At 39.9% G+C, this 13,287-nt stretch carries 5 protein-coding genes; all 5 read left to right on the top strand.

What is annotated here, in order from left to right:
- Positions 1-893: 893 nt before the first annotated feature.
- Positions 894-3,563: a glycoside hydrolase family 16 protein gene (locus H4J62_RS04700; protein ID WP_182214912.1), complete on the top strand. Its 2,670-nt coding sequence runs from the start codon at positions 894-896 to the stop codon at positions 3,561-3,563.
- A 76-nt stretch (positions 3,564-3,639) separates the two neighbouring features.
- Positions 3,640-6,624, top strand: a complete 2,985-nt coding sequence (locus tag H4J62_RS04695) for a TonB-dependent receptor (RefSeq protein WP_182214914.1) — start codon at positions 3,640-3,642, stop codon at positions 6,622-6,624.
- 138 nt (positions 6,625-6,762) lie between these two features.
- A complete protein-coding gene (locus tag H4J62_RS04690) occupies positions 6,763-8,091 on the top strand; it encodes a glycoside-pentoside-hexuronide (GPH):cation symporter (RefSeq protein WP_182214915.1) in 1,329 nt (442 codons plus the stop codon).
- 156 nt (positions 8,092-8,247) lie between these two features.
- Positions 8,248-9,660 (top strand): family 16 glycosylhydrolase, encoded by a 1,413-nt coding sequence (locus H4J62_RS04685; protein WP_182214917.1) that lies wholly within the window; start codon positions 8,248-8,250, stop codon positions 9,658-9,660.
- A gap of 99 nt (positions 9,661-9,759) precedes the next feature.
- Complete coding sequence (locus H4J62_RS04680; RefSeq protein ID WP_182214919.1) at positions 9,760-13,206, top strand: hypothetical protein; 3,447 nt, start codon at positions 9,760-9,762, stop codon at positions 13,204-13,206.
- Positions 13,207-13,287 lie beyond the last annotated feature (81 nt).

The raw sequence follows: 13,287 nt of genomic DNA, 5'->3' as shown, positions 1-13,287 counted from the left end.
ACTGTTCAATTGTCATTTGATTATTTGCAGTATTGGCAATATAAAACCAAGCTTGTGTCGTTATACTTAGGTTTGTATATAGCAGCCGTGCTGCTTAGTTGAAGGTACTCACTTGGCTAATTAAATAGCCAAACTTGTTCTTCTTTTATTATTTTATGATGCATTTCTAGTTAAATTTAACTGAGATTAATCGTAGAAAAGCCAAAAATAAACTACAGTAAAAAGTGATACAAACAATCAGGAAACGGTGAGTCGTCCCTAATTTCATGGTCAAGTGGGTTTTTATTAAATTTGTACTGAAATCGTACTTTTGTTGAACGCTTTGAGTTTAAAATGTACGAGATTGTTAGTGGTAGGGAGATAAATAATAGCTTTTATCCGCTAATTGTTAGCGGTGTTTTACACGTGACGGGCGATTTTATCGGGCAATCAACCCTTGAAATAATGCGGAGTATTTATTAGTGTGATGGCAAGAGGCTAAGGTTTAACACTTATCAATTGGGTGTCTTTTGGTGTTCATTCTTAAAAGCTAATGGGTAAAGAGAGCACTGAGCTTAGTCTTTATCATATTATATAGATGATGACTCACCTTGCTTTAAAGTTGTATTAGCCTCTTAATACAAAACCCAAGTAAAGCGGTAATTATAAAAGCCAAAAAGGTCATCAAAAAAAGTCGTTTGACCCTGTTTTGTCCATTTCAACTTTGCACTATCCCATCTGACCGTATTTAAATGCTAATTAGTAAATCGTTGTGCTAAAAGATATTTAGTTAATAACAGTATTTTGTTTACGATTGTATTTGTATTCACGTGAGCTTTGTAGATAAAAGCAGCGTATAGACATTATAAAAATGATTATAAATATTTGATTTGGATATCTCTAGGGGAGAAGACATGAAAACTAAAAGCAGTGTTAAATTTAAAACACAAGGCTTGGCCGCGTTAATAGGGCTAACGGTTACGTTAGGACTTGCTGGCTGTGGTGGTGCAGCCACCGAAACTAAACCAGATATTATTGATCCACAACAACCTGTCTCTGATTGGAAAATGGTGTGGAATGATGAGTTTGATGCAAGCACAATAAACAGTCAAAACTGGACGCATGAAGTTAACTGTGACGGTGGTGGTAACCAAGAGAAACAATGTTACACCGACAGCGCTGAAAACTCATATATACAAGATGGTATATTAAACATTGTAGCCTTACCCGCAGCCGAGGGCGCCGCTTTACCTTACACATCGGCACGCATGATGACGCGTTACAAAGCCGATTTTAAATATGGACGTATGGAAATGCGTGCTAAAGCGCCTTCAGGACAAGGAAGCTGGCCCGCATTTTGGATGATGCCTACCGATGAAGAATATGGCGAATGGCCACGTTCGGGTGAAATTGATATCTTTGAATCAGTTAACTTAGGTGTCGCGAGAGAAGACGGTACCGCAGAAAACCATGTTTACGGAACACTTCATTATGGTAAGAGCTGGCCTAACAATTCTCAATCAGGACAAGCTTATAGCCTAGCAAGTGGCGCTAACCCAGCTGATGATTTCCACACTTACGCCATTGAGTGGCAAGAAGGTGAAATTCGTTGGTACATGGATGACCATTTATATGCAACACAGCGACAATCCAAAATTCGCTACAACTCTAAAGATGAAGCAGTAGGCTTAGCACATCGAGGTTGGTTTACTGAATACTACGACCAATTATCGGGTGAATTAAAAACCTATTGGAGCAAGGCTCCTTACGACAAAGAATTTTATTTAGTACTTAACTTTGCTGTTGGTGGCACTTGGCCTGAAAATGTTAATAACTTAGGTGTTGATGCAACAGCTTTTGGTGCAGATAACAAATTTGAAATTGACTATGTACGTGTTTACCAATGTCAGCAAAATATTGATACCGGTAAAGGCTGTGAAACAGTAAGACCTGGTTACGATAGTTTAGAAGATGGTCTAATTGAAGGTAAAGCGCCAGTTCCATTGCCTCCAAGTGATGGTGTTGCTAAAAACCTAGATATTTTTAACGGTACTTTAAATGCTAACTGGATTGCTTGGGATTGCTGTGGTGGTACTTCTCCTGCAATTATCGCTGATGCCGATAAAGGCGATGCTGTTCAATTTAATATTAATGATAACAATGGCACCGTATTAGGTTTTTCAACGCGAGGCGGACATTTTGGCGATGATTTTTCTGGTGAGTCTAGCCCTTTTGATGCATCACCATTAGTTGATTTAAATGGTACTTTGTCATTTGAAATGAAAGTGGTTACCCCGCCATCTTCTGCGACTACTTGGTTATTAAAAGTCGAAGCCGGTGACGGCGGACCTAATACTGGCGATGTTGCGCTTAACACCAGTAATGAAGGTGCAGATCCTGTTGTTGGTCAATGGCAAACTTATACATTCCCATTATCAGTCTTACAAGACGCAGGTCTAGATCTTAGTGCAATTGATGTTGTGATGATATTCCCAGCTTGGCAAACAGGCGAAGGTGCTGAATACTTAATTACTAATATCGCGATTGAAGGTGACGTTGGTGGAGCGCCTGAATTAGTGGTCTTTACCGATGACGAAAATCCAAGCTGGCCAATGTGGGATTGTTGTGGCGGTTCTATGCCTACTGTTGAGTTAGACGATGATGCTCACGGTAACGTAGCTGAATTTTCTATCGGTGGTCAGCCAACTGTAATGGGCTTTATTTCAAGAGCTGATAACACAGATTCACCTGCGCCATTTGATGCCTCTGCGATTCTTTCTAACGGTGTAATTCAATTTGAAATGAAAGTAACGGCTATGCCTGGTGATGCGGCTTGGATGTTTAAAGTTGAAGCAGACAATAATGCGACCTTCGCAGAACTTCCGTTAACTGACTCTGTTGAAGGTGTTTCACCTGCTCTAGACCAATGGCAAACCTATACTTTTAACTTATCTGACTTAGCAAATGCTGGTTTAGATGTCAGTGCGATTGATGTCTTAATGGTTTTCCCTGCATGGGGTGCTGGCGAAGGTGCTATTTACCGTTTAGATAACGTTAAAATTTATGACCCAACAGCAACAACTGTCAACAATGATGTTTTATTTGCTGATGCACCTGCTACAGGTTGGTCAATGTGGGATTGTTGTGGTGGCACAACACCAACACTTGAAAACGATGATACCGCGCATGGCGTAACGGCTGAATATGTTATTGGTTCACAGCCAACGGTTGTTGGGCTTGATGCTGAAGATGGCGTTTTTGTTGATGCATCAGCTATCTTAGCCAACGGTGTGGTGAAATTTGATGTTAAAGTTGTTACACCACCAAATGATGCGGCAAGTGTTTGGATGTTTAAAATCGAGTCAAATAAAGCCGAAACTTTTGCAGAGCTTCCTTTAACAGGCAGCACAGAAGGAAAAGCACCGACTACGGGTGAATGGCAAACCTACACATTCCCACTACAAACATTATTTGATGCGGGTTTGGATATTAGTCAGATAGATGTATTAATGATTTTCCCTGCTTGGGGAACTGGAGAAGGGGCTGTTTTTCGTCTTGACAATGTGATGATAACGGCACTGTAACCACGATATTAGCAAAGGTTGAGCGGCTTTAAACAGCCGCCGTCATTAAAACTAATTTTAAGAAAGTAGGGTAACCATGAAACATTCAATTTTTAATAAAAAGCGCCTAGCCGTTTGTATATCAGCGGTTTTAGCAACCGGTTTGAGCAGTCAGCTTTATGCCGAAGAAGCAGTAACAGATAAAGTCAATAATAGTGAAAAAGACGCTGCGATAGAAGTTATTCAAGTAACTGGTATCATGAGCAGTTTGTCTCGCTCTATGTCAGTAAAAAGAAACGCTTCTGGCGTTGTCGACGTCATATCTGCTGAAGATATGGGTAAATTTCCAGACACTAACTTAGCCGAGTCATTACAACGTATTACCGGTGTTTCGGTCAGTCGTTCTAATGGCGAAGGCAGCCAGATCACCGTGCGTGGTTTTGGTCCAGAGTTTAACCTAATTACACTTAACGGTCGTCAAATGCCGGGTACGGGTAATTCACGTTCATACAGTTTAGAAAATTTATCTTCTGATGGTGTTAGTGCTATCGAAGTACATAAAACTGCGCGTGCAGAAAACCCAAGTGGTGGTCTTGGCGCGACAGTTAATATTATTACCATGAAGCCTTTTGCTAGCCCAGGTGAGAAATTTGTTCTTTCAGGAAAAGGCATTTATGACTCGTCTAATGTTGAAGGTGATGATGTAACACCAGAATTTTCAGGCTTATACAGTAATACTTTTGCTGATGACACCTTTGGTTTTGCTTTGTCGTTCTCTCATCAACAACGTGACTTTCAACAACAATCGGCAAATATTCAAGGTTGGCAGTTTCAGCCAGACGCACAGCTTCCGACTTTAGATGATGACAAAGTCATTGATAATCGTGATGCAAATGCGGCAGCGGGTGCTTTTTTCCCTCGTGATATGAACTATGGTATTGCTAATGTTGAGCGTGAAAGAACTAATGCCAATGTTACTTTTCAATATGCGCCTATTGAAAGTGTGATTATGACACTTGATTATACGATGGGAGAGTCAACCACGGGCACTAATTCTATTGGTTGGGGTCAATGGCACGATTTTGGTGGCAACATTGATGCTTACGAATTAGATGAAAATGGTACAGTTATTTTTGCCGACTTGTCTGGTAACGATGGTTCTTATACGGCCAATCGAAATACAACTGAAACGAATGAAAGCTCATTAGGTTTTAATGTTGAATGGCGACCGTCAGATGACTTTGTTTTTTCAGTCGATTACCATAGTTCAGAAAATAAAGCTGATAATGGCAAAGATAAAGGCATGAATGGCACGGGATCATTAGTTTTTGGTTCAGATCAATTAGTTAATAAACATTATGACTTCAGACAAGGTGATATTCCACAAGGGACAATCTTCTGGAAAAATGGCTCTACAACGCTTGCACCTAGTGAAATGGATTCACATTTTAGCCAATTTGAGCATACTCCTGGAAAGTCTGAAATTGATCAACTGCAAATCGATGGTTCATGGGAAAATCCAGATGACTCGCCATTAAAGTCAGCTAAGTTTGGTGTTGCTCGTACTGAGCAAACCATGGGTGGCTCACGTTCATGGAGTGGTTTGATTGGTGGTTTCTTGTTTAACCCCAATTATTCAGCGGCATTTCCTGATGGCATGTTTGAGTACAATACAACCGATGGCTTTTTGGATGAATTTTCAAATGGCGACAACCCTATGGGTGCTGGATACTATTATAGTTTTGACTTTGATGAAGCGGTTGCTCGTTCAACGTCTTATTTAAACAGTGATGTATTAGGCGACGACTTTTTTAGTACCGACGCTTACCGCCCTGGTAGTGTTCAATCACAATCTTCAGTAGATGAAGATACAACGAGTGTTTATGCGTCGTCTTTATTTGAATTTGAAGTTGCTGAATTACCCGTGCAGGTGAATGTTGGTTTTAGATATGAGCAAACCGATGTAACTAGTAATGTCTTGCAACCTATACCTACCGAAGTTTGGTGGAAAGGTGGCAGTGAGTGGCTTACTCAATATCAACCAGGTGAAAATACTATTTTATCGCTTGAAGGTGAGCATGACGTCTTTTTACCTATGATTGATGCCAAAATTGATCTTAGCGAGGAACTTGTTGCCCGTGCATCTTGGGGGAAAACGATAGCTCGTGCTCCTTTAGGCAGCTTAGCTGGTGGCCGTTCATTAGGGGCAAGTACGCGTCCTAACTCTCGTATAGGTGGTGAAGGTAACACTAATCTTGACCCTTATGAGTCTACTAACCTTGATATTTCTTTAGAATATTATTACGCAGAAGGCAGTTATGCTGCTATTGGTTACTTTAGAAAAGATGTAAAGAATTTTATTAGTAGCCAAACAATAACGACATCAGTTGATGATATGCGTGATATTTATCAGGGACCACGTTGGAATCAAGCGGTATCTGACCTCGGTGGCACGCCAACCAGTGATGAAATTTTCGCACAAATGCAAGCAAATGGAGCGACGTTAAACGCTCAAGGCTTTATTGAACCAGCAGGTGATGATCCTTTAATGCAATGGGATATTACCCGTCCATTCAATGCCCCTGATGACAAGATGGTTGACGGCATAGAAGTCGCTGTTCAACATTTTTTTGGCGAGAGTGGTTTTGGTTTCGGTGCTAATGCGACCTTTGTTGATGGTGATGTTAAATTCGATGTTGAGGACATAACTAAAGTTGATAGTGTTGCTGATTTAGAACCACAAACACCACTAACCGGTTTAAGTGATTCGGCTAACTTTCAATTGTTCTATGAAAAAGAAGGTTTGTCAGTAAAAGTCACTTACGCTTGGCGTGACGAATACCTTATTGGTGTAGGACAAGCTCAAGGTTCTTCTGATGCGCCACCACAATTTGCTAAAGAGTTTGGTCAAGTCGATATGAGTATTAACTACGACATTGATGAAAACTTTACGATATTTGTTGAAGGGTTAAATCTTAATAACGAAACTGAGCAATCTTTTGGTCGTTACGAAGAGCAGTTTTTATCCGCTAGACAATACGGTACTAGATATACTGTAGGTGTTCGTTACAGCTTTAAGTAAACCTGTAATCTAGTGAGTTTCAATTAATAGGCCTATATTGTTTTGCGATATAGGCCTTTTTTGTTTATAGGTTTTTTTATTTTATAACCTTATGTGTATAAGCTCGTTACTTGAGTTAATAATCAAAAGAGACGTTTTATGTTAACAATTCGCGAAAAAATTGCTTATGGCTTAGGTGATACCGCCAGTAATATTATTTTCCAAACGGTAATGATGTTCCTGTTGATTTTTTATACTGATGTGGTGGGTATTTCGCCAGCTGTTGTTGGCACTATGTTTTTAGTGGTGCGTTTATTTGACGCGATAACTGATCCGCTGATGGGGGCACTTGCTGACCGTACTAAAACACGTTTTGGACAATTTCGACCTTATCTACTTTGGCTCGCTGTGCCGTTTGGCATTATTTCTATTATGGCATTTACTACGCCAGACTTGACGGGTAACGCTAAGGTTATATACGCCTTTGTTACTTATACCTTGTTAATGATGGTCTATACCGCAATTAATATCCCATATTCTGCGTTAGGTGGTGTTTTAACAACGCAGCCTGCTGAACGCGTATCAGTGCAAACTTATCGATTCGTCTTAGGGATGCTCGGTGGATTAATTGTTGCCGCAGGCACTTTGCCTTTAGTTGAGTATTTTGGTGATGGTGATAAAGCCAAAGGGTATCAGCTAACTATGGTCGCGATGAGCCTTTTAGGCGTGGCGATGTTTCTATTATGTTTTAGTGGTACTAAAGAACGTGTTTGCGTACCTGAAAATCAGCAAACATCCTTTTTCGACGATTTAAAAGCACTGTGGCAAAATGATCAATGGCGAATATTGTCGCTGGCAGGTTTATTTTTATTAACAGGCCAAGTATTAAGAGCCACATTAGCGATATATTATGTTAAATATGTGCTCGGTCTCGAAGCGCAAATTACTTTATTTATGTCGCTGGGCATGATTGGTAGCATTTTAGGCTGCGCTTGTGCTCAAGCTCTTGCAAAAAGAGTCTGCAAGATTAAGGCTTATATTAGTTTACAGCTCATCGCCGCTTTTATCTGTGTGATCAGTTATTTTGTCCCCAAAGATCAAGTGAACACCGCTTTTGCATTGTTTTTTTTATGGAGCTTCTTTTTACAAATGGCAACCCCTTTGTTGTGGGCAAAGATGGCTGACACCATTGATTATGGTCATTGGAAAACGGGTGTTCGCATAACCGGCATGGTCTATTCTTCGGTGGTGTTTTTTATCAAATTAGGTGTCGCTTTTGGTGGCGCTTTCGCTGGTTGGTTACTGGCTTATTATGGCTACCAAGCAGACGTTGAACAAACAGAAACGGCTAAAGAGGGGATTTTACTATCATTCACTGTTTACCCCGCATTAGGTTCAATACTTGTTGCCTGGGTCATGCGAAAGTACGTGCTTAACAAAGAAAAAGTTGAACAAATACATTTAGCCTTAAAGACTCACGGGGCTTAGTCGTTAAGCGATAAGTGTCGTTTTTACCGCAAGGCTAGTCCATCTTGCCTTGTTTTGATTGCGATACATTCTAGTTCCCTTATTGTTGCTCTTAATATTGCTAATAAATAACGCTACGTAGCTGAGATAACGTTATGAATTTGGAGCTTCAATAAGATGAAGAATAAACAAAGTAACAAAAAATCACTACTGGTCTTGGTCTTAATTTTGATCCCCGTATTACTCGTTGGCCGAGAACTGGTAAGCGACGATGAACGTTATCAGCTCGATGAAGCTCATTTATCTTCTGTTCATCAGGGCGACAAGCAAAGTGATCATAGTGAAAAAGATAACACGGTAGTCTGGGCAATTAATGTTGGTGGTAGTGAATATGTTGGCGTTGACGGTATAAGCTATCAAGCAGATCAATCGATAACTACCGGTGATATAGGTACGATTGAAAATATCAAAGGCTCACAAGATAGTTTTATTTATCAATCTTTTCGCTTTGGTAATATCGGCATTAAGCAACCCATGGAAAATGGCCTGTACGATATCATTTTTAAATTTGCTGAACCCGAAGACAACGCTATGGATGCTCGTGTCTTCAATGTATTTGCTGAGAATAAGCTGGTTATTAGTGATTTAAATGTCAGGCTTGCTCGAGATGGTAAGCATTTATCGGCCTTAGCACGAGCTGTTTATAATGTTGAAGTAACCGATGGACAACTAGATATAAACTTTGAAGCGATCAATGGGCAGCCAATCCTTAGTGCCCTAATTGTCCGTAAAAAAGAAATTGAGTCAAAGCAATGGCAATTAGTTTGGAGTGATGAATTTAATTATCAAGGTAAGCCAGATCCAAATAAATGGAGTTATGATATTTGGCCTGCTCGTAAGGTGAACAGTGAAGATCAAACTTATACCGATAACCTCAAAAATGTCCATGTAAAAGACGGTAATTTAGTGATCACCGCCTATAAAGAAAATTTAGATGATGCAAAATATACCTCTGGCCGTATTCACTCACAAGGTAAAGGCGATTTTCTTTACGGACGTGTCGACGTTAGAGCTAAGTTACCGGCAGGGCAAGGCACTTGGTCAGCTATTTGGATGTTACCTAGTGATCCTTTTAAATATTCAAGCACCTGTCAAGAAAACGACGATTGGCAAGGCAGTGCAACCTGTGATGCTTGGCCTAACTCGGGTGAAATAGACATCATGGAACACGTTGGTTACGACATGCAAACCATTCATGGCACCGTACATAATAAAGCTTATTATTGGGCGAATTGGGAACAACGAAAGGGCAGTATCGAAGGTCAAGATGTTGAAAAAGCCTTTCATCTTTACTCCGTTGAGTGGACGCCAGAGAGTATTACCGTATTGTTTGATAATGTGCCTTATTTCTTTTATAGCAATGAATCTAGCGGCTGGCGCGCTTGGCCTTACGATCATCCTTACCACGTTATTCTAAATCTTGCGATTGGCGGTATGTGGGGCAAAGCAGGTGGACCCATAGATGACAGTATTTTTCCGGTATCAATGGAAGTTGACTTTGTCAGAATATTTAAACCTTTAAATCAGTAAACCGTAAATTTTAGAAATAGATGAATTTAAACATTCATCTATCAATTTATTCAATTATTTAGAACAGTAAAGTACCTTGAGTTTAGGTAGGAATTAAAAATGAAAATATGTAATACCCACAACAATCAAGTGACCGGTGAATTTGTCACTATCGCTGACGAACGTTTTTATGCCATTAACAATGTTAATAAGATGGCTCCTTTTTTTGTTAGCGTTATTTCTAATAGTGACCATTGGCTATTCGTTTCATCAACGGGTGGATTAACCGCAGGGCGTGTATCGCCAGAGACGCCTTTATTTCCTTATATTACCGTAGACAAAATTCATGAAAGTGAGTTAAATACGGGGTGTAAAACCCTATTACGTGTTGATACGGGTAGTGAAAAGGTTGATTGGGAACCCTTTAATCGTGAGCATGAACTTCGTTTTAATATCACCAGAAACTTATACAAGAACGTATTAGGCAATAAACTGTGTTTTGAAGAAATTCATAATGATTTGCAGTTAGCCTTTCGCTATACCTGGGCAACGAGCGACACCTATGGTTTTGTAAGAAAATGTGAATTAGAGAACTTATCAGATAAACCTTTAAGTGTTGAAATTATTGATGGTTTTCAGAATGTATTACCTGCAGGTACACCGCGCTTTACGCAAACAAATTCAAGTAATTTAGTGGATGCCTATAAGTGGACCGAGTTAGATGAAAGTTCAGGTCTTGCCTTTTTTACTTTGTTTTCGGGCATCACCGATAGAGCAGAGCCTTGTGAGTCATTAAAAGCGAATACGGTTTTTTGCCTTGGTTTAGATAACACTAATATTTTACTCTCATCTGAGCAATTAAGTGCTTTTCGACGTGGCGAACAGGTTGAACAGGAAACAACAAAGCGAGGTATTCGTGGCGCATATTTAGTGAATACTACCCTTGAACTTAAGCCGCACAGTGATAAAAAATGGCAATTTATTGCTAATATTGAGCAGACTCAAAGTCAATCTGTTGTCTTGCGTCGTCAGCTAGGCGAACGAAATAAACTTGACGATAATATCAACGATTCTATAGCGAATGGCTCTGATGAATTAGCACGTATTATGGCTTCTGTTGATGGTTTTCAATTAACGGGTGAAGAGAGTGTTGCCGAGCATCACTATGCTAATGTTTTATTTAATGCCTTGCGTGGTGGTATTTTCGACGATCAGTATCAGATCTCTGCAGATGATTTTACCAAGACGATTAATTTATTTAACCATAAGGTTTATCAACGCAATCAAGCGCTGTTAGACAGCTTGCCGGAAAAGTTAGATTTTGTGGAATTACTGACAGAAATTAAAACGTCTGGCGATAGCCAACTTGAGCGCTTAGCTTCTGAATATTTACCTATATCATTTGGTCGTCGTCATGGCGATCCGAGTCGTCCATGGAACCAGTTCGCTATTAAATTAGTGGATGAAAACAATAAGCGTTTGTTAACTTACCAAGGAAATTGGCGAGATATTTTTCAAAACTGGGAGGCATTAACCTATAGCTACCCGCAATTTATTGAAAGTGTTGTTGCCAAGTTTGTTAATGCTTCGACGATGGATGGTTATAATCCTTATAGAATTACCAAAGAAGGCATCGACTGGGAAGTAGAAGAACCTGATGACCCGTGGAGCTATATTGGCTATTGGGGTGATCATCAAATAATTTACTTACAAAAGATGCTTGAGCTGTCGAAGCAATTTCATCCAGAAAAATTGACTGCGATGCTGCGCCAAACACTTTTCAGTTATGCCAATGTGCCTTATCGCATTAAGTCATTTGATGACTTGGTTAAAGATGCTAAAAGCACCGTCACCTATGATGAGTCGCTCGCGCTTAACATTGAGCAACGTGTTAAAACAATGGGGGCTGATGGCAAACTGGTCCTTGACGCCAAGGGTGATGTTTATCAAGTTAACTTGTTGGAAAAATTATTAGTGCCCTTATTGTCTAAATTGGGTAATTTAGTGGTTGATGGCGGCATTTGGTTAAATACCCAAAGACCCGAGTGGAATGATGCAAACAATGCTTTAGTTGGGCAAGGTTTATCTATGGTGACCTTATGTTACTTGCGTCGTTATGTTTGTTTTTTCCAAGAGTTAATTGCTAATGAAACACAAGATGTTGAGTTGTCTATTGAAGTTAACTTATGGTTGACTGATACGGCAAACGCATTAACACATTTAGTTTCAACGTTAACCCCTGAGCCAGTAACTGCTGAGGTACGCTATCAAAGTACTGCAGAACTAGGCATGGCAGCAAGCCATTACCGTCAAGCTATTTATAGCCAAGAAGGTTTTAGTGGTAAGACGCATCAGCAGATTAGTCAGATCAGTGCGATGTTAAGTGATGCCCTACAAGCGATTGAACATACGATTGAGACCAATGAACGCGCCGACGGATTATATAACGCTTATAATTTATTGAGCCTAGAAAATAAGACCTCCAAGGTTAAAAATCTGTACCCAATGCTCGAAGGACAGGTTGCTGCCTTAAGTTCTGGTGCACTTAAACCAAAACAAGTGGTTGATGTACTCGAAGCGCTTTTTGCGAGTGATGTTTATCGCCCCGATCAAAAAAGTTTTATGCTTTACCCCGATAGAAAGCTACCAAGCTTTTTAGAAAAAAATTGTGTTGATGCCCAGCAGGTACAAGAAAACACTTCGCTGCAACAGATGCTTAAACAGGCTGATGAACGTATCATCTTGCAAGATATTGATGGTCAATATCGCTTCAATGCTGATATTACTAATAGCAATGTTCTACAAGATAAATTAACAGAGCTTAGTCAAGAATATCCTCAAGCACTGACAACTGATAAAACAGCGATTTTTGATCTTTATGAGCAAACCTTTAATCATCAAGCTTTTACTGGCCGCTCTGGTGGTATGTTTGGTTTTGAAGGTTTGGGCTGTATCTATTGGCACATGGTTTCTAAGCTGATGTTAGCGGTAGAAGAAAACTTTTTTAACTGTGTTGAGCAAGGAGAAAGTGACGAGGTAAGGCGACAAATTGCCAGTTTATACTATCGAGTTCGTGACGGTATTGGTTTTAACAAAACGCCACTTGAATATGGGGCATTTCCAATGGACCCATACTCTCATACCCCTAAACATTCGGGTGCGCAACAACCGGGTATGACCGGACAAGTGAAAGAAGAAATACTTTCACGTTTTGGCGAGTTAGGTCTTCGCGTTAACGCAGGCGTTGTCTCGTTTGAACCAAGCTTATTGCAATCATGTGAATTTATTCAACAAGCCAAGCCATTTCGCTACCTAGATGTGAACAAAAATTGGCAAGAAATAACGGTGCCAGCAATGGGACTCGCCTTTACTTGGTGTCAGGTTCCAATTGTTTACCAGCTTAACGATGAAGTTGAACCTTCGTTAATGGTGACTTATAAAGACGGTAAACAGCACACATTTTCAGCGTTGAGTTTACCTGCTAAAGAGAGCACTGAGCTGTTTCTTAGAAGCGGTCAAATACAGCAATTAACCTTAACGATGTCAACTGATAATTTATTCTATTAATCATGATTTAGCATAAATTTTTTGGTTGTTTGATTAAAGGCGGGGTATCAATACCCCGTCAATTATATATAACGATGGTTA

Source organism: Colwellia sp. BRX8-5 (genome assembly GCF_014077325.1).
Taxonomy (GTDB): Bacteria; Pseudomonadota; Gammaproteobacteria; order Enterobacterales; family Alteromonadaceae; genus Colwellia_A.
Note: the sequence above shows the minus strand (reverse complement) of the source record. Positions and strands in the feature narration are given on the sequence as shown.

What these genes read in the sequence shown, in the direction of transcription:
- H4J62_RS04700 (WP_182214912.1), top strand. Translation starts at nt 894, where the DNA reads ATGAAAACTAAAAGCAGTGTTAAATTTAAAACACAAGGCTTGGCCGCG.
- H4J62_RS04695 (WP_182214914.1), top strand. Translation starts at nt 3,640, where the DNA reads ATGAAACATTCAATTTTTAATAAAAAGCGCCTAGCCGTTTGTATATCA.
- H4J62_RS04690 (WP_182214915.1), top strand. Translation starts at nt 6,763, where the DNA reads ATGTTAACAATTCGCGAAAAAATTGCTTATGGCTTAGGTGATACCGCC.
- H4J62_RS04685 (WP_182214917.1), top strand. Translation starts at nt 8,248, where the DNA reads ATGAAGAATAAACAAAGTAACAAAAAATCACTACTGGTCTTGGTCTTA.
- H4J62_RS04680 (WP_182214919.1), top strand. Translation starts at nt 9,760, where the DNA reads ATGAAAATATGTAATACCCACAACAATCAAGTGACCGGTGAATTTGTC.